The sequence below is a fragment of the Azonexus hydrophilus genome, assembly GCF_038368255.1.
GTDB classification, from domain to species: Bacteria; Pseudomonadota; Gammaproteobacteria; order Burkholderiales; family Rhodocyclaceae; genus Azonexus; species Azonexus hydrophilus.
On sequence record NZ_CP151406.1, the window covers coordinates 1977140 to 2000223 of the forward strand.

Consider the following 23084-nt stretch of genomic DNA (forward strand, 5'->3'; position numbering starts at 1 on the left):
TCGCTACTTAAGCAAGCCTTTCAGCGCGTACAGCGCATCGAGTGCCTCGCGCGGCGTCAGACTGTCCGGGTCGATGGCGGTGAGGTGCTCGACGACCGGATGCGGCGCCGGTTCGCTGGCTTCGGCCAGCTCAGCCGGGAAATCCTGGGCGAACAGGTCCGGTTGCAGCGGATCGACGGCAGCGCGCTGCTCGAATTCGCGTAGCTGTTTTCTCGCTGCGCGCACGACGGCGGCGGGTATTCCCGCCAGCGCCGCCACCTGAATCCCGTAACTCTGGTTGGCCGGGCCTTCCTCGACGGCGTGCATGAAGACGATGCGGTCGTTGTGCTCGACAGCGCCGAGGTGTACGTTGGCCAGTTCGCTGTACTCGTGCGACAGCCGGGTCAGCTCGAAATAATGCGTGGCGAACAGCGTCAGGCTGCGGTTCTTGTCGATCAGGTGGCGCAGGATGGCGAAGGCCAATGCCATGCCGTCGAAGGTTGACGTGCCGCGGCCGATCTCGTCCATCAACACCAGGCTCTGGTTCGTCGCGTGGTGCAGGATGGCGGCGGCTTCGGTCATCTCGACCATGAAGGTCGAACGTCCGGAAGCGAGATCGTCGGAAGCGCCGATGCGGGTGAAGATGCGGTCGAGCGGGCCGAGCACGCAACGGTCGGCCGGAACAAAGCTGCCGATGTGGGCGAGCAGGGCGATCAGCGCGACCTGGCGCATGTAGGTCGATTTACCGCCCATGTTCGGGCCGGTGATCAGTAGCAGGCGGCGGCTTTCGGCCAACAGGCAGTCGTTGGCGATGAAAGTCTCGGCGCTCTGCGCCAGTTCGTTTTCGACCACCGGGTGACGGCCGCCTTCGACGGTCAATTGGGTTTCTTCGGCAAATTCCGGCTTGCACCAGTTGCGCTTCAAGGCCGACTCGGCGAAACCGGCGAGCAGGTCGAGCTGGGCGACGGCGCGGGCAATGGTTTGCAGCGTCGGCACGACCGGCAGCAGCGCGTCGAGAATGCCCTCGTAGAGCAGCTTCTCGCGCGCCAGCGAACGCTCCTGCGCCGATAGCGCCTTGTCCTCGAAAGCCTTCAGTTCCGGCGTGATGTAGCGCTCGGCATTTTTCAGCGTCTGCCGCCGGCGGTAGTCGTCGGGAATCTTGTCGACGTGGGCGTGGGTGACCTCGATGTAGAAGCCATGCACCTTGTTGAATTCGACCTTGAGGCTGCCGATACCGGTCCGCTCGCGTTCGCGCACCTCCATGTCGACCAGGAAGGCGCCGCAGTTGTCGTTGAGCGAACGCAGCTCATCCAGATCGGCGTCGAAGCCCGGCGCGATGACGCCGCCGTCGCGCACCTGGGCGCCCGGTTCGGCGGCGATGGCGCGGACCAGCAGGTCGAGTGTTTTGGCCGGCGTTTCGAGTTCGGCGAAGGATTGCGTCAGCAGGTCGGAAGCGCTGTCGGCCAGCGGCGCGCGCAGTTCCGGCAGGCGGGCCAGCGATTCGCGCAGGCTGGCCAGATCGCGCGGACGGGCGTTGCGCAGCGCGATGCGGCCGGCGATGCGCTCGATGTCGGCAATCCCGCGCAGGGCCTTTCTGGTCTCGCCGGCCAGTCGACCGTAATCGTCGAGCAGCGCTTCGACCGCACCATGGCGGGCGGCCGGCACGGCGCGGTCGCGCAGCGGGTGGTGCAGCGTGTGGCGCAACAGGCGCGAGCCCATGCTGGTGACGCAGTTATCCAAAAGCGAAAACAGCGTCGGCGACGGCTGCCCGCGCAGGGTTTCAGTCAGTTCCAGGTTGCGCCGGGTGGCCAGGTCGAGGCCGAGATAAGCGCCTTCAATTTCTACGGTCAACCCGCGCAAATGCGGCAATTTGCCCGACTGAGTCGCTTGCGCGTACTGCAGCAGCGCGCCGGCCGCAGCAATCGCCGGCTTCAGGCCCTCGGCGCCGAAACCGGCAAGCGAGGCGACTTCGAACTGCTCGCACAACAGGCGCCGCGCCGAGTCGAAATCGAAATACCAGTCCGGCTGGCGGGTACGCGCCACATCGACGCCAAAGTTCGGCGTCCAGCTTTCCGGGTAGAGGATTTCCGCCGGGCGGATGCGCTCCAGCGTCGCCGGAATCTGCTCGGCCGGCACCTCGATCAGGATGAACTCGCCGCTGGCCAGGTTCAGCCGGGCAATGCCGGCCGTGTTGCGCAGCGTCGTCACGGCGAGCAGCCAGATGTCCTGCTTGTCGTCGATCAGCGCCGCGTCGGTCAGCGTGCCCGGCGTGACGATGCGCGCCACCGCCCGCTCGACCGGCCCCTTGCTGGTTGCTGGATCGCCAATCTGCTCGCAGATCACCGCCGACTCGCCCAACTTCACCAGCCGCGCCAGATAAGGCTCCAGCGAGTGGAAAGGCACACCGCACATCTTGATCGGCACCCCGGCCGACTGCCCGCGCGTGGTCAGCGTGATGTCGAGCAGCCGCGCCGCCTTCTCTGCGTCCTCGTAGAACAGCTCGTAGAAGTCGCCCATCCGGTAGAAGAGCAGGGTGTTCGGGTGGTTCGCCTTGAGCCCGAGATACTGGCGCATCATCGGCGTGTGTTTCGATAAATCCAGAGTCATATGAGTCAGTTCAGCACTGTCTTGAACAGTGTCTCAATGTAGGTGTTTGCGGCGTCACGCTGAAAAAGAACATGGCGGGCTGCGAAGTCTTCGGCAGAGGCTAACTCAGGGTCCCACCAACGGACCTTGCCGAGCGGTGTGCTTGAAACGATAAAGGAGTGCAGTGAAGCCATTGGGCTTCCCCCTTTTGCATTCAGCTTTTTCTCAATGTCCTTGATCGTCTTGTAAAAGCTCAGCTTCGGATCATTCAAGCCTTCGCAGCGGAGGATGCCTTTCGGATCGACGAAAATTATGTGCTGATGCTCCCCTTCAAGAACCCAAAGCAGAAAGTCCGGATAGAAGTTCCCTGCTTCGAAGAACCCAATGCCACGACCTTTCGACTGATTTCGTAGCAGGTATATCTCCTTGCCATCCAGCAGGGCAGGTTTGCTCTGGAAATAAGTGCGCAAATCTACGACAAAGTCCCGCTCTCCCTCATTCAGTGGGACAGGAGTGATGCTGAACAGGTCGGTATCCACACCATTACGCAGATGCAGCAGCGGTGAGTACAAATGCCGATCAAAGAAAAGTGCTTCACCACGTCCGCCGATATTGAAATCTCCCAGAACGCCATCTCGGATGTGCTGTTCCAGCTCACTCAGACGCTGAATGATGAGCTTTTCTGAGCGATCAACCAGAATCTTGTACTCCTCAATGAAGTTGGGATCATCTGGTCGAAGTTCTGCGTAGACACGGTGCGGCGCTTCAAAAGCATCTTTCTTGGCCTTGTAGAAACGGTCGCAATATTTTTTCAACAGAGCGCAGGCTATTTCGGTCCATTCCCACACCTGTTCAAACCGTTCTGGCGCCATGGTTTCCGGCGGGGCATACAAGGTGTACCAGTCGTTGTTGGGCGGTGTCAGTAACTCTCGCAAAGTATCCCGGCTCAGGCTGAAATTGTGCCAAGCCCGTTCTGCCTTGAGCTGCTGAAGCTCCAGGTAGATGGCGTCGAAATCAATAAACGCCAAATGATCCTCTGTCAGCTTGGCTGGTGGTTTGCTGCTCACAAGCTGAGTGATTTTGATACCCTTGCTTGCCTTGATGGCAACGCGCGGATACCAGTCCAGTGTGACAGCACCAGTTTCCAAACGAATCTCACCTGGTCCGCTCAGGCTGGTTTTGGCTTGCTTCTTGAAGTTGATGTCGTCGGGCACCTTGATGGTAACCAGCGGCAAATGCGGAAGCTTGAGTTTTACCGGAATTTTGATGGATTCCCGGCTATCTGGACGGCGAATGCCTTCGCCCTCCAGAAACTCATTGAAACGCTGCATGTAATCGGATTTGACGCCAAATACGTTCAGTGTTTCCAAAATGGGCAGACGGTGATCCTTGGCAACCCAGTCAAGTTCTTTGTCGCGCGCGGCCCAGTGAATGGCGCGGCTGCGTTTCAGGCTGTTGGCGTAACCGCGCAGGCGCACGCCACGGCCGAAAAGCTGAATGATCTCGGAGCCTTCGTTTTGGCCTACATACATCAAACCCAAGGTGGAAACACGATAACTGTTCCAGCCTTCTGAAAAGCGTTTGGAGCCGATCAGCACATTCAGCATTGAATTCCGCTTGTTCAGGGTGCGGAATAGAGACGATGAAAACGGCTTCTCGCTAACGATGAGCGTTTCGTGTTTTTCACACAACTCGGCGAGCTTCTTCGCGTCGCCGACGTTGACAACACCAAACGGCTCATCCGAGGTGCCCAGGCGTAGGGCCAGTTCGCCATCGCCACCCACCAGATAATCCACATGAAGTGCGCCGCCACGCGGTGCGTTAAAAAGGTGAGCAAGGATGCCGTCAAAGATCTGCTCTGCCGTTTTTCCCTGCGCCTGAAGAAAGGGGAAAGCCTCGGCAAATATGTCTCTGTTCGTACCATCCAACAAGCCAGTGTTCCCGCTCAATAATTTGCGCAAATGGGCAACGGCTACGTTACGGTCTTTCACCAAATCGGCGAAGAACAACAGGATGTCCTCCACGTCGGAAACCTGCTTCTTGTTTTCGGTACGAATTGCGGTGACTTTGCTACCTACGAAAACCCAAAGCGGTTTTTCAATGGCAAAGGCCTTGTAACGCGCCTGTTCATCTTCAAACAGACAAAGTTGCTGGTAGTGGCTGAGCAGGCAAGCCGTTAGATAGAGCTGACGCCGCTCCTTGTCGGCTTGGCTGTCGCTGCTGCTTTCAATATTGAGTATCTGGTAATCCTTGCCGAACCCATCGGCATGGAAGTAGCGATAGGAGTAATCGAAGAGGATGGATTTTGCGTAGTCATCAACCAGGGAGCTATCCGAGGAAACGGCTTGGCCCAGCGTGGCGGAATACTCAAACGTAAAGCCATCCTTCGCCAATCGGCTGCGCATTTCCGACCAAACCTCACCTTGCGAACCCCGGTGGGCTTCGTCGATGAAAACCAGATTGTTGGTCTCAAACTGATCAACCGAAACTGTCTTCTTTTTCCCTTCCTCGCGCAGCTTGTTCATGTCGATGATGTCGACAATCTGCCCTTTGAACATACCAATACTGTTGCCGGTGCTGTCCTTGTCGAATGGTGCGGCAGGGATGCCAGAAAGCTTGAATTCCTCCAAGTGCTGGTGGGTCAGCCCTTCGTTGGGTGTCAGCACCAGAACGCGGTTGAGCTCCCCTGTGCGCTTGTATTTGGCCAGATAGTGCCGGTACTGCGCCAGATTGATGTGCATCAGCAGTGTCTTGCCGCTGCCCGTGGCATTCCAGAAAGCGATACGACGTAGTGACTCTGGCGTATAGGGAGAAAGCACATCACGCTTGTTTTCGCCCCATTCGAGTAGGGCGCTGTTGAAGGCTTCCAAATGCTGATTCAGCGCAGCCAGAAGTCCAACTGGGTCGCGGAAATACCAGTCCAGATAAATCTCGGTAAACAACAAGGTGAGATATTGGAAGTATTTCCATTGCACGCGATGGCTGCGACGAGCGTTGATTGCCTCTGTATGACGAGCGATGTTGCGGTCGTATTCCAGTAGTTGCTCGTAGGTCAAATGACTGCCAGTGGGTAGCAAGTGCTCCAACTCATCGAGGAAGCGCGAAGTGCCGTCCTCTTCCCGAATCTCCAGGGACTCATCGGTCAGGCGCTTGGTAACTTCCCGAAAAGTGTCTTGGTCGAGGTCGTAGGGGTGACCACCGAACAGGCTTAGGAAGAAACGGCTTAAGGCCAGTTTATGAGGAAAGGGGATGTTGGCCATCAGACCATCTCCACGACTTGTGATACTTCTTGTGTTGTCTGAACTGCAATGAGTCGGTGGTGCTGACACATTTCCATCAACCTTCTTTCCACAGGGGCAATGTATTCACGCCATGCCTGCGTTGACTGAATCGTCTGTATGTACATTTCGTGTAAGCGTGCTAGTTCAGAGCGGACAGCCTCAGGTCCTTCTGAATGGCATTTGGATTGGGCGAGCTTGTAAAACGCCTCCTTGCCGGTAGGAGCAGGACGGATTCTGGAAATTTCCTGGAGGTCATTCTGCAACCACTGATCTGCGCGCCCGCAAGAAACCATCTCACGAGCAGTATTTAACAGAAAAGTTTCGGGATTGATGTTGTTCGGGGAGGCAAATTCGCAGATCAGCGATACGGCACGATTTCTTCGTTCGATTACCCAGGCGTTGGGGCCATCGACGGGCAATTCATCCTCGATGTCAATCAAGCCCTCCATGGCATTGCGTTTCGCCTCGTCCGTTGTATCACGGTCCCCATCGCCAACAATCAATACGTCACTCGGGTTATCATTTTCGATGACTATTCCGGCTGCGATGGAAAACAGGTTTCTGGCGCTCCGCCCAATCCCGATTTTCTTTATGAACCGGCGTATGCCGAGATGGTTGGCGATATGCTCTACAAACCTCTCAGCCAGCACGTCCTCCACCCAAACGGTGATGCGCCGGATGTCTGCACGGTTTCCGGACAAGGCCATGACATCTGCCGGAAGAAATCCAGGACAGCAGCGCACGACATCATTATCTGGATCAATCGTCAGGGAGTAAGTCGACACCTCGTCAGCTAAAGAGGTGATCCCCAACCAATGGGTCGTGATCACAATCTGAAGGGATTTTTCCTCTGCTTGCTGTTTCAGGAAAAGCACGAGGTCGTGCATGGCTTTGCTATGCAAGGAAACCTCGGGCTCCTCGATAAGAATCAATGCCCCTCGGGGAGCATTGATGACCGATTTGACGATTTCAAAAATTTTTTGCTCGCCGGCACCCATGTAATGTGACGGATAGGCTAGGTTGCCGTGAGCGCGATCATTAACCTCGGCAAACATGAAGTCATGCAGTTTTCCTGTGGCTTTGTTGGCACTACCCGCATTGGAATAATCACGGTTCAGTGTTTCCCCAACCCGCCGCAGGAACGCCCTCTGTTTGGGACTCTCTGCCTCCCAAAAGCTATCGCGGTTAAAACTGAAGGCGTCCTTTTGGTCGTCGCGTTCAATATCCGGAATGGATTCACTGATTGGGATGTATTTCACATACCGATGAAAGCGGTTGCTGGGGTTTGGAGACCAACTGCCACTGTCTTCGCGCTGGAAAATGCGAGACTCTTCCTGTCCTTCAATCCAGGCTTCGAAACGGCATTCGCTCCAATCGTAGCCGTCATACGGGACAAAAAAATCGGCGGGAACATAGGCGGTTTGCGGGAGTGCCTGATTCCGGCTTGGCTGATAAATGCAAGCCAACGCACGCAGTATCGTCGACTTACCGGAACCGTTGACGCCCATGATGGCAGTCACGCCAATGGGAGCAAACTCCACCGTGATATCACGTAAACGCTGGAGTTGATGGATGGTGAGTTTAAGGAGAGCGTTGTCTGTCTTATTTCTGCTCATGCTTGTCCCCATGCTTGTACCCTCGAAGCTGAATCATCGAAATGAGTGCTCCGCTGGCAAATTCTTCGAGACCAATTCCTTGTTGCTGTTGATGGTTGTCATCACACGTCTACCACATCAAACATCAGCGTTTGGAAGGCTTCTTCGATCAAGCGTACTTTCCAGCTTTCATCTGGACGGCGCAGGTTTTCCAGGTTGTTATCGCCATTGACGTAAATCAGGTCGAATTCGCGGTCACGACTGTTATAGGCCTGTTTCCGGAACCACTCGTCGAGTGCGTCGTTGTTGGTTTCCTGGGTGTTGCGCCAGAGAATCAGAGTACGGTCACCGTTTGGCATGGTGCCAATCACCTCATGAATTCCCTTGATACGGCGCAGGGTTTCGATGCGCAGGCCGAGCAGGTAGTTAAAGGTTTCAACGACATCGACCTTGATTTTTTTGGCGTCGTCGTGGCGGACGATGGTCATCTCGATACTGAACGGATCAGCGAACTTGCCAAGATCGAGTAATTGCTGGCGCGATTCGATATCCAGCATGTAATTCAGGAAATAGCCTTCACGTAACCCAGGGGCTGCGTTAAGTAAATTTTGCTGATCTTTGGTTCGGGCAAGGGTTAGATTGTCACAGGCATCTTCGTAAGATTCGATACGAATGTATTTTGTGAGAAGGCTTACGCCGTCAACTTTTTCTGGCTTTGATTTTTTCCATTCGGATGAGTAGGCAACTTTACATACTCTTGGCTTGATGACTTTATCAAAGACATCACCTTGCTCAATGCAAATAAATTTCCGATTTGTTTTCTTCGTTTTGGAAGCCTCAACTACAGCATGCGCTGTGGTACCTGATCCGGCAAAAAAATCTAGAACAATACCGTCATTTTCTTCTGCTATTGATGTTATGTACGAGATAAATTGCACGGGTTTTGGGTAGTGAGGATAGGGGACGCCCATGTGTTCAAGCATCGCACTTGTCGACTGTATAGTCCCGACGGATTTGATAATTGACGTAACATAGCCGTGATTCGAGCCTCTCTCCTTAATTGACTCAATTGCGCCGGACTTTGTTATTACAAATCGAGTCAACTGGCCTTTAGAGTCATTTATCGGATGCATTCCATTATTTATAAAATCTTCAATAAGGGCTTTTGAACTCCAGCCGCTTTCGGCCTTTACCTCGCTTGCCAACTGGTAATTATTAACAGAAACGTCTGTTGAATATTTTGGCCAGCTAGTGGATTCAGAATAGATGACGCCTTGCTCAAAATCCGCTGGGAATCCTAATGGCAGATTTATGGTGCTAACTGGATTTTTTGGGCCATTTTTAATGATCGTGTTTCTTATTTCTTTATTGAATAACTTGCTCTGCTGAGATATAGATGGGTCTATAACAGATGGGGATGGGAAATCTTGTTCTGATTTTGCAAAGGCAATAACGTATTCATGGCCAATTTTGATTTTGGCTTGGTTGTCAAAATTCCCCTCCGATAACCAAGTGAATTCCGCCAACAAATTCTGCTCCCCAAATATATTACCCATAATTTGGCGCAACATAGAAAACTCATTTTCATCGATGCTTGCAAAAATTGCCCCTTCTTTTCTTAGAAAGTCGGAAGCTAGAGAAAGTCGGTCAAAAATCAAGCTAGCCCAAGATGAATGTTGATATCCGTCTTTATACGGAAAACCGTCACCGCCAGTATTGTATGGTGGATCAATATAAATACAGCGAACCCGTTCTCGATAACAATCCCGTAATAAATTTAATCCTTGGAAGTTTTCTCCATGCACCAATAGACCACAGGTTTCTTCATCCAGATTTTCAATTTCTGCCAATAGCCGATATTTTAATTCTTCAGTGAAATATGCAGTATCCAACACGAGGGATGGATTGGATTTAAGAAATGAAGGGGTAAGTGGAATCGAATAAGCAAGAGACTGTTTATTGATTAGCGATTCACCACTCTCATCTGGAGGCGCTATAGATGGTTGGTTGATACCGAAAAACTCCACCCATTCTTCCCGCTGACTGCGGGTTATGCCATCCCAGCGGCGCACGGGCTTTTCCGCCTGCTCGCAAATTTCTTGGTAGAAGGTTTCGTCAATACGATCCAGCGTGATCAACCACTGGGTTTCCAACACGAATTTCTTCTTTAGCCAGAGTTTTTTCTGGAAATTTTCCAGTTGCGCCAGAAAGGCGATGATCTTGTGGGCGATCTGGCGCATGGCCTTGATGCGGGCAAGATACTGCTCGACCTTGGGTGCGGTTTCGTCTTCGATGTCGTCCAGGTGCATGACTTCGTTCTTGATGAAGAAGTCCAGTTCGCGGCGAAGGAATTTGCCGAGATCCTTATGGATGAAGTAGTCGAAGGTGTTCTTGGCGGTGTAGTCGCTCAAGTGTTTTTCGAGCAGGCTGCGGCTTTTGCTTTTTTCCGGATCGGCGATGCTCGCTAATCCCTGTTGCCAGCCTGCCCACTGCTGAATGCCTTGAGTTAGCGGCGCGCCAGCGGGCAGCGCCAGCAGGCTGCTGACGGCCAGGGTGTTGAGTTCCTTCTGTTTGCGTTTGTCTGGGTCGGGGCGAAACTCAAAGTAAATGACCAGTTCGCCGTTTTCTTCGGCGAGCGGGTGCTCGGCGAGGATGAAGCGGCGTTCGTTCTCTGCGCTGGCCTTTACGTTATCGCGCTCTGTGCTGGCCGCGATCAGTTCAAAACGCACGCGACCTTGCGGGGTCTTGAAGGCGTAACGGGTGAAGTTTTCGGCGGTCTTGATGTAGTACTGGTCAGCATTGGCCCAATGCAGCTTGACTTCTTCACCCTCATAGGGAAGGGCATAGACACCCTCCTTGTAGCGGCGTAGCGACATGAAGTCACCACCTTGGTAGTAGCGGCTGAAGAAGGTGGTTAGGTCAGAGTAGATGGTTTCTTCTTCCGTCTCCAGGTCGACGCTTTGGCTCAATTCGGCACGCAGTTGTTGCACCTTGGGCGATTGTTCCGGGTCGAAGCCGGCGGTATGCGCCGCCTTGATGGCCTCTTCGAGTGCCGCTTGTTTTTCTGCTTGCCCGGCGGGCTGAAATTTTTCCAGCGTGCTACGCAGGGTGGGCATCAGGTCTTGTTCCAGGAAGCGGGTAATTTCATCCCGCTTGGTATTCATGATGCGGTAGATGCCGAAGTCGAGATCGGCCTGATCCATCTGGAACAATTCTTTGAGCTTGGCGATGAGTTGCTGGCGGTTGTCGCTGGTCGTCATGGTGTCTCGATTTTTCGTGGTTTCTGGCGGTCGACCGTAGGATTTTCTGTACGGTGCGGCTTTCGGCGATGTTCAGGCGTAGGCGGCAAACTGGTTGCTGTCGCGGGTGAGGAGTTGCATCAGCTTGGGGTGGGTAAACAGCTTTTCCCTGCCGACTTGCAGTTCTTTCAGTACGCCAATGCCGACCAGCTCCTTGAGGTAGCTTGAGGCAGCCTGGCGCTGGGCGATTTTCTTGTCGACCAGGTTGGCGATGCGGCAGTAGGGCTGCTCGAAGATGACGTCGACCAGTTCGCGGCTGTAGATTTTGGCTTGTTTTTCGCGGATGTGGTTGGCAGTGTGCTCGGCCAGGCCGCGGATGGCGGCGATCTTGGCGGTGGTCCATTGGGCGGTTTCTTCAACGGCTTGCAGCATGAAGAGTATCCAGGGCTCCCAGGCGCCATGGCGCGTGACGTCGAGCAGCAGCCGGTAGTAATCGGCCTTGTGGGCAATGATGTGCCGGCTCAGGTAGAGGATGGGCAGGCCAAGCAGGTCTTGCTGGATCAGGTAGAGGATGTTGATGACCCGACCGGCGCGGCCGTTGCCGTCGGTGAAAGGGTGGATGGCCTCGAACTGGTAATGGGCAACCGCCATGCGCACCAAGGGATCGATGTCTTCCTGGTAGTGCAGGAATTTCTCCCAGTTGGAAAGCAGGTCGCGCAGCCGGGTTTCGCCTTCCGGCGGGGTGTAGATGGTTTCGCCTGTGCGGTCGTTGGCCAGACGGGTACCGGGCGTGCGCCGGATATCCATGGCCACGCCTTTGGTCGTGCGGCAAACCTCGATGGCCGTGGCGGTACATAGCGGACGCTCGGCGAGCGAGCGGAAGCCACGATAGAGCGCGGTGCGGTAGCGCAGGGCTTCCTTGGTTGCCGGGTCGGCCTGGCTGTCGCTTTGGGCAAACTGAAAGAGCTTGTCGGTGCTGGTGACGATGTTTTCGATTTCCGAACTGTCTTTGGCTTCGAGCAGGGGAATGGTGTTGATGAGCATGTCCTGATTGGGGATCAGCTCGGCAGCCTGCTTGAGTTCGGCGAGGGCTGCCCGCGCGGTGATGCAGCGTTTGAGCACCGCCCGGGTTTCGATCTCCTGACCGGGCGGCAGGAGGGGAAGGGCGTTGTAGGGCTGTTCCGGGTGCCAGTCAGGAGGGCTCATGGTGTCGAAATCGATTTTTGGCGACAGGTTTGGAGGATATGTCGTTGCTGGCGACAGGTCAATCAAACGTGTCGATTTTTTTAAAAAACATCGACACGTTTTTGCCTCGTGTCGACGGCGACGACATATCGAAAAAACGTGTCGATGAAATTTGATTTCATCGACACGTTGTCGGTTTAGCCGACCGACCAGCGTATCGTGAATAGCACGCGGGTGTTGCTGGCTTGGTGCAGACGCTTTTCCAGCGCGGCGATAAGGGCGTCGCGCTTGGCTTCGATGTCGTCCTCCACTTCGAAGATGGCTTGGCGCTGCCGGCGTTGTTCGCCTTCGACCTTGCGGGTTTCTTCTTGCAGGCGGCGGGCCTCGTCCATGCTCATGGCAGTGCGCGCCTGGCGCTTCAAGGCCTTGAGTTTGAGCTTGGTGTCCTGGAGCGCCTGTTCGGCGGCGTAAATTCGGTCTTCCGCCCAGGCATCGAGCTTTTCCCGTTCTTGCTGGAAGTACTGGTCGTTTTGTTCAAGGGCGCGGGCGAGGGCGGCTTGCAGTTGCTGGCGGGCATTGCCGGCGAGGCTGTCGGGCGGCGTCAGGCCGTCCAGCGGCCGGGTCTCTGCAGCGATCTGGAAGAGTTTTTCGCAGATTTCCTGTTCCAGGATTTCGCCGGCATCGTTCTGCGCGGTGAAGACCAGGTGCTCCTCGCGCTGGAAGCTGTCGAGTTCGAGCAGGTTGAGTTGCAGCCAGCCGCTTTGCCCGGCCAGTTGTTCGAGCATGGCGATGCGCGGTTTTTGGCCGCTGGCGTCGAAATGCAGGTGGTTGGGCGGTGTTTCCAGATGGCGGCCGCGTTCCAGGACGTATTCGCCAAGGGGATGGGTCAGGCGATAGATACGGGCGTGGTCGGGTGGGGTCTGGCCCTTGCGGATCAGGTGGTAAAGCCCGGACGGCGCGGCAAGCAGCGGCGGGGTTTGCAGGGTGAAGGCAAGCGTTTGGCTGTCGAAGCGGGCGTGGCCGGACAGGATCAGTTGGCTGAGTTTCCAGAAATAGCGGGTGATGCGGTCGAGCTGGCTTTCGGCTTTTTCTTTTTGGCTGCGCAGCAGGTCGTGGATGTCGGCGTCGAAGTGTTCGAGCAGCAGTTGCTCGGTGTGGGCCATACGGGCCTGGATGTCTTCTTCGAGTTCGGCGCGCAGGGTGGCGAAGGCAGCTTCGATGGCGGCCGGGGTGCGGCAGCGGTCGTAGATTTCGGCGATGCGTTTTTCAAAGTCGATGCCGCTTTCGATCTGGCCGAGTATCTGGTCGGAAGCGCCGAAGACGCCGTCGAACAGGTGGAATTTATCCTGCAGCAGTTCCAGCACGCGCTGGTCGGCGGCGTTGCGCTGGTTGAGGAAGTTGATGACGACCACGTCGAACTGTTGGCCGTAACGATGGCAGCGACCGATGCGCTGTTCGACCCGTTGCGGGTTCCAGGGCAGGTCGTAATTGACGAGCAGCGAGCAGAACTGGAGGTTGACGCCTTCGGCGGCGGCTTCTGTGGCGATGAGGATTTCGGCGTCGGCGCGGAAGTGGTCGATCAGCGCAGTGCGGCGGTCGATGGCGGGGGAGCCGGTGACGCGGTCGCTGCCGCTGAACTTGGCCAGCCAGCGCTGGTAGATGCCGGTGGCGCTCTGGGTATTGTTGGTGCCACTGAAGGTGACCACCTTGCCGGCGTAGCCGTGGGCTTCGAGAAAGCGGGCGAGGTAGTCCTGGGTGCGCCGGGATTCGGTGAAGATGACGACTTTGCGCGCCGCGCCCATGCCTTGCATGCGCGCGAAACCTTGCTGCAAGGCGTGCAGCAGGGCGTGGGATTTTTGATCTTCGCGGATGGTGCGGGCGAGCGCCAGGTAGCGGTCAAGTTCCGCCAGCTCCTGTTTGACCAGGGCGTAGTCGATGCCTTCCGGATTGCCTTCGGTTTCTAGGGCTTCGTCTTCGGCGGCTTCGAGCAATTCGTCTTCGAGATCGTCGTCTTCAACCAGATGGGCGAACCATTCTTCGTCGATGCTTTGCTTGTCGAGCAATTTTTGCAGGCGGCTGCGGATGGCTTCCAGCGTGGCGGTGATGGCTTCGGTCGACGATGCGAGCAGCTTGCGCAGGATCAGCCCGACCAGATGCTTTTGCCGTTGCGGGAAGCCGTAGCTGAAATCCCGCTGTAGATAGGTTGAAACCAGTTCGTAGAGCTGGTGTTCGTCCTCGCTCGGCTTGAAGGGCGTGGTCAGTGCGTGACGCTGGGTGTAGGGGACGTATTCGAGGACGTCCTTGCGCAAGGTGCGCTTGATGAAGGGCGTCAGGCGGCGGCGCAGCGCTTGCAGGTCGCCGTCGATATTGCCGTACTGGGAGCGGAAGCTGCGTTCGTCACCGAAGATTTCTTCGTCAATCAGCGAGGTGAGGCCGTAAAGCTCCATCAAGGAGTTTTGCAGCGGCGTGGCAGTGAGCAGCAGTTTTTTGCGGCCGGCCAGCGAACGCTTCAGGCTTTGGCCGGTGGCGTGGCTCTTACGGTGGGCGTTGCGCAGCTTGTGCGCTTCGTCGATGACGGCGACGTCCCAGGGAATGCTGCCGATGGCCTGTTCCATTCGGGCGGCGAAATGGTAGGAGCAGACGCTGATCACATCGCGGTCGAACGGGGCGTAAGTGCCGCGTAGTTGCAGGTCTTTCCAGGTGCGGGCGTCGAGGACTTCGGCGGGAAGGTTGAATTTCTCACTCAGTTCGAGTGCCCATTGCTTGCGCAGCGCGGCCGGGCAGATGACGATCAGCCGGCGTTTACGCTCGGCCCACAGTTGGCAAAGCACCAACGCGGCTTCAATGGTTTTGCCGAGACCGACTTCATCGGCGAGGACAACGCCCTTGCTGAGTGGGTTGTTGAGCGCGAACAGCGCTGCATCGATCTGGTGCGGGTTGAGGTCTACGCTGGCGTCGAAGAGGGATTGGGCAATGCGGTCTTCTTCACCGGCAGCGCGGCGGCGGGTCAGTTCCCAGGCGTAGTACTTGCCGTGAAAGGCTGAAATTTGTTCTGTCGCCAATGCTTTCTCCCTTTGATAGTCCTGGGATATTACATTGTCTTCCGGTAATGCGAAATTTAGCCCTGAAGCAACTCCGTATCCGCGTGGTCGTAAGCCGGTGAACAGCAGCACAGCAGCTTGAGCGGCGCCTCGCCGGTGGCTTCGATGCAGTGTGGCGTGCCTGGGGGAATGCAGATGGTGTCGCCCGGGCGGACGGGGAAATGTTCCTGGCCCAGGGTCATCAGGCCGGTGCCGGCGGTGATGTGGTAAAGCTCTTCGGTGATCGCGTGGCGGTGCAGTTCGGTTTTGCAGCCGGGCAGGATGGTGGCTTCGGCGAGGCTTTGCGCACGATTGCCGTGTACCGACGGGTGCATCAGTTCGCGGATTTCGGAGCCGTCCTTGGTGATGTAGGGGGCGACGCCTGCGTAGGTTTGCAGCGTCATGGTCAGTGCGGGGAATCGTCCAGGTGCATCACGTCGTCGCGGTCGCGCTGGTTGGCCAGGTGGCGTTCGCGGATCAGGTACATGATGCCGCTGACGAACAGCCCGAACAGCGTCAGTACCCAGTAGATCGACATGTCGGCGCGGATCATCACGTAGTACAGGCCGGTCATGATCAGGATCGACAGGTTTTCGTTGAAATTCTGCACGGCGATCGAGTGGCCGGCACCCATCAGGATGTGGCCGCGGTGCTGGAGCAGGGCGTTCATCGGTACGACGAAGAAGCCAGATAGTGCACCGATCAGGATCAGCAGCGGGACGGCCAGCCACATGTCGCGGACGAAGTTCATGACCAGGACGATGATGCCCATGGCGATGCCGAGTGGGATGACCCGTACCGACTTGCGCAGGGTGATGAACTTGGCGGCGACGATGGCGCCGGTGGCGACGCCGACCGCGACCACGCCCTGAAGCATGGAGGATTGCGAAAGATTGAGGCCGAGCGCGCTTTCGGACCACTTGATGACGATGAACTGCAGCGTTGCGCCGGCACCCCAGAACAGGGTGGTGACGGCCAGGGATATCTGGCCGAGCCGGTCACGCCAGAGCAGTTTCAGGCAGTGATTGAACTCGTGGATCAGATAGAGCGGATTCTTCTTCAGCGGCTTGTGGTCGACGCCGGTGTTGGGGACAAAGAAATTGAATAGCGCGGCCAGCAGGTAGAGCAGGGCGATGATGGCGACGGCGATTTCGGCGGTGGTGTCGAGTCCGGTATCGATCAGCGGGAAATCGAAGCTCAGCAGGTGGCTGGTCACGTTGGGCTGGATCAGCAGGCCGCCGATGACGACGCCGAGGATGATGGCGCCGACGGTCAGGCCTTCGATCCAGCCGTTGGCCACGACCAGCAGGCGGTGCGGCAGGTATTCGGTGAGGATGCCGTACTTGGCCGGCGAATAGGCGGCGGCACCCAGTCCGACGATGGCGTAGGCGGCGAGCGGGTGGATGTGGAGAAACATGAGTCCACAACCGAAAATCTTGATGCTGTTGCTGATCAGCATGACCCGGCCCTTGGGCATCGAGTCGGCAAAGGCGCCGACAAAGGCAGCCAGGGCAACGTAGGAAATGGTGAAGCAGGTCTTGAGCAAAGGCTCGTATTCGGCCGGCGCCTGCATGTCGCGCAGGGCGGCAATGGCGACGATCAGCAGGGCGTTGTCGGCCAGCGCGGAAAAGAATTGCGCGGCCATGATGATGTAGAAGCCGAACGGCACGAAACTTTGTCTCTTAATCTATTACTTTGGGCGAGGTTTATACCACGGAATGCACTCGCCGATGGCGGGTAGCGCAGCCTGAAGGCCCTTGCTTACCGTTTGATGACAGCGACCGGGGAAAAATACACGCCGTTACGCGGAGCGGTGGGTGAATGTGGTTGAATAGCGCTTTACCCGTTCTGGAGTTCTGCCATGGCTGACCGGCGTTTGCAGGTATTTCATGCCGTAGCCAAACATCTGAGTTTCACCCGCGCTGCCGATGCCCTGTTCATGACACAGCCGGCGGTCACCTTCCAGATCCGGCAACTGGAAGAACAATACGCCACCCGCCTGTTCGAGCGTCGGCACGGCAGCATTTCGCTGACGCCGGCCGGCGAACTGGCCTTCGAATACGCCCGCAAGATACTCGCCTTGTCCGACGAGATGGACATCCGCATCGGCGAGATGACCGGCGAAATGCGCGGGCCGCTGCTGGTCGGCGCCAGCACGACGATTGCCGAATTCATGCTGCCGCGCGTGCTTGGCGAATTCAATGCGCTCTACCCGCAGGTCAGGGCCCGGCTGATCGTCGGCAATTCGGAGAGCATCGAAGGCCAGGTCGCCGAACATACGCTCGACGTCGGCCTGATCGAAGCGCCGGCGAAACTGTCCGGGCTGGAAAGCCGGATGTGTTGCGAGGACGAACTGCAGGTCATCTGCGTGCCGGATTATCCGCTGGCCGAGTTTCAGGTGTTGCGTCCGGCCGACCTCGCCGATTACGAATTCATCTCGCGCGAGCCGGGGTCGGGAACGCGCGAAATCACCGACGCTTATTTTGCCGAGCACGGCATTGCCCCGGAAAGCCTGAAGGCGCAGATGGAACTGGGTAGTCCGGAAGCGCTCAAGGGCGTCGTCGCCACCGGCCTGGGGTTTGCCATCGTGTCGCGCGCGGTGGCCGCCCGCGAGGTGGCGCTCGGCGAATTGCGCGGGATTCCGCTCGACCCGCCGCTCAAGCGCGGCCTCTACCTGATTCACCCGCAGGAACGTTTCCAGTCGCGGGTGCTGACCACCTTCATCGATTTCGCCCGGCGCCAGCTCAAGGAGCACGCAGCATGAAGATTTCCCGCCCGATCCGCGCCCGCATCCGGCCGGCGGCCATTCTCAACAATTATCGCCAGGCCAAGGCGCATGCGCCGGATGCCTGGGCCTGGGCGGTGGTCAAGGCCGACGCCTACGGTCACGGCCAGCTGCGCGCCGTGGACGCCCTGCGCAGCGAGGCCGACGGCTTTGCCCTGCTCGAATGCGAAAACGCCGTCGCCCTGCGCGAACACGGCGTGCGCCAGCCCATCCTGCTGCTTGAAGGCATTTTCGGCATCCACGACGCCAAACAGGTGGTCGAACACGGCCTGCACAGTGTGGTCCATTGCCTGGAGCAGATCGACATGCTGGCCGCGCAGGCCCGCACCGACCGACCGCTGAGCGTCTATCTCAAACTCAATACCGGCATGAACCGCCTCGGTTTCACCGAAAGCGCGCTGCCGACCGCCTGGGAGCGCCTGAAGCGGATTCCTGCGCTCAACCTGACGTTGATGACGCATTTCGCCGAAGCCGACGGCGAGCGCGGTGTGCTTTGGCAACTGGAACGCTTCCAGGCGATGGCTGGCGAATGGCACGGGCCGGTCAGCCTGGGCAATTCGGCAGCCATCCTGCGTCACCCGTTGGCGCACGGCGACTGGGTACGGCCGGGGATCATGCTCTACGGTGCCTCGCCGTTTGCCGACCAGTCGGCCGAGGAATTCGGCCTGCAGCCGGCGATGGTCCTGGAAAGCCGGATCATGGGCGTGCAGACGGTCGCCACCGGCGAACGCATCGGCTACGGCGGCACCTATGTTGCCGAACGGCCGATGCGCATCGGCATCGTCGCCTGCGGTTACGCCGACGGCTATCCGCGTCATGCGCCGACCGGCACGCCGATTGCCGTTGCCGGCAAGCTGACGCGTACCGTCGGCCGGGTGTCGATGGACATGCTGGCCTGCGATCTCAACGATATCCCCGACGCCGGCATCGGCAGTCCGGTGACGTTGTGGGGGCCGGGCGAGGCCGGTTACGTGCCAGCCGACGCGGTGGCCGCCGCTGCCGGCACCATTGCCTACGAACTATTCTGTGCCCTGGCGCCGCGCGTGCCGGTGACCATCGACGGACAATAAATGGCCAAAGCCAAGACGCTCTACAGTTGTACCGAATGCGGGGCGACCAGCCCCAAGTGGCAGGGCCAGTGCCCCGGCTGCAATGCCTGGAACACGCTGGTCGAGACGATTGCCGAAAAACCCGGCAACCACCGTTTCGAGTCGCTGGCCCCGGCGGCGAAGCTGCAGAACCTGGCCGACATCGAAGCGCGTGAGGCCGACCGCATCGCGACCGGCATCGGCGAGTTCGATCGCGCGCTCGGCGGGGGTCTGGTCGGCGGCGGCGTGGTGCTGATCGGCGGCGATCCGGGCATCGGCAAGAGTACCTTGCTGCTGCAGGCGCTGGCGCATCTGGCCCAGGCGCACAAGGTGCTTTACGTGACCGGCGAGGAATCCGGGCAGCAGGTGGCGTTGCGCGCCCGCCGGCTCAATCTCGATACCGGCAATCTGCCGCTGATGGCCGAGATCAACCTCGAGCGCATTCTGGCGACGCTGCAGGCCGAGCAACCGCAGGTGGCGGTGATCGACTCGATCCAGACGCTGTGGTCCGATCAGTTGTCGAGTGCGCCGGGGTCGGTCGCCCAGGTGCGCGAATGCGCGGCGCAACTGACGCGCCTGGCCAAGCAGGCCGGCATCACCGTGATCCTGGTCGGCCACGTGACTAAGGAGGGCGCGCTGGCCGGGCCGCGCGTGCTCGAACACGTGGTTGATACCGTGCTCTATTTCGAGGGCGACACGCATTCCAGTTTCCGCCTGGTGCGCGCGGTCAAGAACCGTTTCGGCGCGGTCAACGAACTTGGCGTCTTCGCCATGACCGAGACCGGCCTCAAGGGGGTCAGCAATCCGTCGGCGATGTTCCTGTCGCAGCACGGCCAGGAAGTCGCCGGGTCGTGCGTGATGGTGACGCAGGAGGGAACGCGGCCGCTGCTGGTGGAAATCCAGGCGCTGGTCGATACCGCGCATGGTAACCCGCGCCGGCTGACGGTGGGGCTGGACGCGCAGCGTCTGGCCATGCTGCTGGCGGTGTTGCACCGCCACGCCGGCATCGTCTGCTTCGATCAGGACGTCTTCGTCAATGCCGTCGGCGGGGTCAAGATCGGCGAACCGGCAGGCGATCTGGCAGTCATTATGGCAATTACTTCTTCATTGAAAAACAAGGCATTGCCAGAGAAACTTATAGTGTTTGGTGAAGTTGGTCTGGCCGGTGAAATCCGGCCCGCGCCACGCGGTCAGGAGCGCCTGAAGGAAGCGGCCAAGCTCGGTTTCACGCGGGCGCTGATTCCTGAAGCCAACCGGCCGCGCCAGGCCATTCCCGGCATGGAGGTGATCGCCGTCAAGCGCGTCGAGGAAGCCGTCCAGCGTATCCGGGAGCTGCAATGATGTTGGGTCTGGCCTGGCGCATGCTCAAGCGCGAATTGCGCGCCGGCGAGTTGCGCCTGCTGTTCGTCGCTCTGTGCATCGCCGTTGCCGCCGTGTCGGCGGTCGGCTTCCTGGCCGACCGGGTCGGCCGCACGCTGGAACTGGAAGCGCGCCAGATGCTCGGCGCCGATCTGGTGCTGGTCGCCGATCAGTCGATCGACGAGGCATTCGTCCGCGAAGCGCAGGCGCGCGGCCTGCGTGCCGTGCGTACGCTGGTTTTCCCGAGCATGGTTTTCGCCGATGGGCGGGCGCAACTGGTCGAAATCAAGGCGGTCGGCAGCGCTTATCCCTTGCGCGGGCAGTTGCGTCTGGCTGCTCAGGTCGATGGCGAAGATCAGGCGGTGGCCGGCGGGCCATCCGCCGGCAGCGTCTGGGGCGATGCCCGCCTGTTCGGCCTGCTGGCGCTGACGCCGGGGGCGAAGGTCGGGGTTGGCGAACTGCAGTTGCCGGCAGCCGGCGTGCTGACCCAGGAACCGGATCGCAGCTTCAACCTGTTTTCGGTGGCGCCGCGCTTGATGATGCATATCGACGATGTGCCGGCCAGCGGGCTGATCCAGTTCGGCGCCCGCGTCCGTTACCGGTTGCTGTTGGCCGGCAGCGATCCGGCGCTGGCCGGCTGGCGCGAGTGGGCCGAAAGCCGGCTGGATCGCGGCCAGCGTCTGGAAGGAATCGCCGATGCCCGTCCGGAAGTGCGCAATGCGCTCGACAAGGCGCAGCGTTTCCTCGGTCTGGCGACCTTGCTGACGGTGATCCTGTCGGCCATCGCCGTGGCCCTGGCGGCGCGCCGCTACATGCAGCGCCATCTCGATGCCTGCGCCGTGCTGCGTTGCCTGGGAACGACCCAGGGCGGGCTGTTGCGCCTGCACGTGCTGGGTTTTCTGATGATGACCCTGCTGGCCACCTTGCTTGGCGTGCTGCTCGGCTTTGCCGCGCATTTCGCGCTGGTCTCGGCGATGAGCGGCCTGCTTGGCGCGCAGTTGCCGATGCCCGGCAGTGGCCCGGTCCTCGAAGGCCTGCTGGTCGCTGCCGTGCTGCTGTTCGGTTTCGCCGTGCCGCCATTGTTGCAACTGGCGCGGGTGCCGACCCTGCGGGTACTGCGCCGGGAACTGGGGCCACCGGCGCCGCTGGCGGTCATCGGTTACCTGTTCGGTTTCCTGCTGCTGGCCGTGCTGATCGTGCGTGCGGCCGGCGATTTGCGCCTGGGCTTGCTCGCGGTGGGCGGTTTTGTCGGGGCGCTGGCCTTGTTCTGGGGCATTGCCTGGCTGGCCGTGGGTCTGGCCGGCCGGCTGCGCGGCGGTGCCGGCTTCGGCTGGCGTCAGGGCCTGGCGACGCTGGCGCGGCATGGCGCGGCCAATACCCTGAAGGTCGTCGCCCTCGGTATCGGTCTGATGGCCTTGCTGCTGCTCGGCGTGACCCGGCTGGAGCTGGTCGAGGCCTGGCAGAAATCGGTGCCGGCCGACGCGCCGAACCGTTTCGTGATCAACATCCAGCAGGACCAGCGCCAGGCGGTGGCCGACTGGCTGGCCGGGCAGGGCATCGCCGCCGAACTGGCGCCGATGGTCCGCGCCCGCCTGCTCAGCGTCAATGAGCGGCCGATCAGTGCCGCCGATTTTCCTGAGGATGACCGGGCGCAACGCTTGATCGAACGCGAATTCAACCTCTCCTGGCGGGCCGACCTGCCGACGGGCAATGAACTGGTCAGCGGGCGCTGGTTCTCCGGCAAGGCCGGCGAAGCCTCGGTCGAGGCCGGGCTGGCCAAAACCCTGGGCATCGCCCTCGGCGACCGCCTGGTGTTTTCGGTGGCCGGCGTCGAAAAGCCGGTCGAGGTGACCAGCCTGCGCAAACTCGACTGGGATTCGATGCGCGTGAATTTCTTCGTGCTGACGCCGCCGGGTGTGCTCGAAGACGCGCCGGCCAGCTACATCACCAGCTTCCACCTGAACGCCGCGCAGCGTCCGGCGGCGGCACGGTTGGTCGAGGAATTCCCCAATCTGACGGTGATCGACATCGATGCCATCCTGGCCCAGATCCAGTCGGTGGTCGGGCAGGTGGTCGCCGCCGTTCAGGTGGTTTTCCTGTTCACGCTGGCGGCCGGCGCCGTGGTGCTGTACGCCGCGCTGTTGTCGGCGATCGACGAGCGGCGTTTCGAACTGGCCGTGATGCGCGCGTTGGGCGCTCGCCGCGATCAATTGCGTGCCGCAATGCTGGTCGAACTGGCGGCCGTCGGCGCGCTGGCCGGCCTGATTGCGGCGCTGGGCGCGGCGGTGGTCGGCCAGTTGCTGGCGCGTCAGGTGTTCCAGCTCGACCCCGTGTTTTCCTGGACGTCGCCGCTGCTGGCAGCGGTGCTTTGTGCGCTGGCGACCACCCTGGCCGGCTGGCTGGGCATGCACCGGCTGCTCGCCGTGCCACCGCTGGCGGCGCTGCGTCAGGGCGCCTGAAGGCTGATCTCGACGATGTTGCGCTCGCCTTCACGGCGATAGTGCTGCGTTAGGCTCATGCCGGCCAGCAGGGCCAGACCGAGTCCGCCGATGCTGTCGTCGCCGTCCGTTGTGGCGGGCGGCAGGAAGGGATTGAAGGCCGGCGCTTCATCCTCGTAACGCAGCGTCAGGCCACCGTCGTCGTGTCCGACAACCAGGCGGACGATGCTGTCGCTGTTTCCCTGCAGGCCATGGTCGATGGTGTTGATGAACAATTCCTCGGCGAGCAGCTGCAGGCGCAGGCAGTCCGCTTCGCCAACGCCCAAGCGTACGCAGGCAGCGGCGATTCCGGCGTTGAGTTCGGTCAGCGCTTGGTGGCGCGCCGGGACTGAAATTTCCGTAGAATGTTCGTTCATGACAAAAACAGGACGACAGGGCAATGATTAAATCACATCGTGCAGCAGCTTTG

The 23084-nt window shown here is 59.2% G+C and carries 13 protein-coding genes; 4 read left to right on the forward strand and 9 right to left on the reverse strand.

What is annotated here, in order from left to right; translation table 11 throughout:
* Positions 1-3: 3 nt before the first annotated feature.
* From mutS to lplT, 8 genes are all read right to left on the reverse strand, one after another.
* A complete protein-coding gene (gene mutS, locus AADV58_RS09440; protein WP_341743012.1) occupies positions 4-2586 on the reverse strand; it encodes a DNA mismatch repair protein MutS in 2583 nt (860 codons plus the stop codon).
* A 5-nt stretch (positions 2587-2591) separates the two neighbouring features.
* On the reverse strand, positions 2592-5825 hold the full coding sequence (locus tag AADV58_RS09445; RefSeq protein WP_341743013.1) for a DEAD/DEAH box helicase family protein: 3234 nt from the start codon (positions 5823-5825) through the stop codon (positions 2592-2594).
* Positions 5825-7462 (reverse strand): ATP-dependent nuclease, encoded by a 1638-nt coding sequence (locus AADV58_RS09450; RefSeq protein WP_341743014.1) that lies wholly within the window; start codon positions 7460-7462, stop codon positions 5825-5827. Before AADV58_RS09450 ends, AADV58_RS09445 begins: the two co-directional genes overlap by 1 nt.
* Before the next feature lie 101 nt (positions 7463-7563).
* Positions 7564-10701, reverse strand: a complete 3138-nt coding sequence (locus AADV58_RS09455) for a site-specific DNA-methyltransferase (RefSeq protein ID WP_341743015.1) — start codon at positions 10699-10701, stop codon at positions 7564-7566.
* 72 nt (positions 10702-10773) lie between these two features.
* Entirely contained in the window at positions 10774-11886 is a 1113-nt protein-coding gene (fic, locus tag AADV58_RS09460) for a protein adenylyltransferase Fic (protein WP_341743016.1), read from the reverse strand.
* 176 nt (positions 11887-12062) lie between these two features.
* Positions 12063-14927 carry an SNF2-related protein gene (locus AADV58_RS09465; protein ID WP_341743017.1) on the reverse strand — a complete coding sequence of 955 codons (2865 nt, stop codon included), beginning with the start codon at positions 14925-14927 and terminating at the stop codon, positions 12063-12065.
* Positions 14928-14983: 56 nt separating this feature from the next.
* Complete coding sequence (locus tag AADV58_RS09470) at positions 14984-15349, reverse strand: cupin domain-containing protein (protein ID WP_341743018.1); 366 nt, start codon at positions 15347-15349, stop codon at positions 14984-14986.
* Between the two features lie 2 nt (positions 15350-15351).
* Positions 15352-16614 carry a lysophospholipid transporter LplT gene (gene lplT / locus AADV58_RS09475; RefSeq protein ID WP_341743019.1) on the reverse strand — a complete coding sequence of 421 codons (1263 nt, stop codon included), beginning with the start codon at positions 16612-16614 and terminating at the stop codon, positions 15352-15354.
* Between the two features lie 192 nt (positions 16615-16806).
* Between lplT and AADV58_RS09480 the strand changes: the two genes are divergently transcribed.
* Genes AADV58_RS09480 through AADV58_RS09495 form a run of 4 tightly spaced genes read left to right on the forward strand, consistent with a single transcriptional unit; the run spans position 16807 to position 22636 of the window.
* Complete coding sequence (locus tag AADV58_RS09480) at positions 16807-17709, forward strand: LysR family transcriptional regulator (RefSeq protein WP_341743020.1); 903 nt, start codon at positions 16807-16809, stop codon at positions 17707-17709.
* Positions 17706-18800 (forward strand): alanine racemase, encoded by a 1095-nt coding sequence (gene alr / locus AADV58_RS09485; RefSeq protein ID WP_341743021.1) that lies wholly within the window; start codon positions 17706-17708, stop codon positions 18798-18800. The genes AADV58_RS09480 and alr overlap by 4 nt, the downstream gene beginning before the upstream one ends.
* The gene (radA, locus tag AADV58_RS09490) at positions 18801-20159 is read left to right on the forward strand and encodes a DNA repair protein RadA (protein ID WP_028995644.1); all 1359 of its coding nucleotides are present in this window, start codon (positions 18801-18803) and stop codon (positions 20157-20159) included. It abuts the gene before it with no gap.
* Positions 20156-22636 (forward strand): ABC transporter permease, encoded by a 2481-nt coding sequence (locus tag AADV58_RS09495; RefSeq protein WP_341743022.1) that lies wholly within the window; start codon positions 20156-20158, stop codon positions 22634-22636. The genes radA and AADV58_RS09495 overlap by 4 nt, the downstream gene beginning before the upstream one ends.
* Here AADV58_RS09495 and AADV58_RS09500 read toward each other — a convergent pair.
* Entirely contained in the window at positions 22624-23031 is a 408-nt protein-coding gene (locus tag AADV58_RS09500) for an ATP-binding protein (RefSeq protein WP_341743023.1), read from the reverse strand. The genes AADV58_RS09495 and AADV58_RS09500 overlap by 13 nt on opposite strands.
* Between the last annotated feature and the right edge of the window lie 53 nt (positions 23032-23084).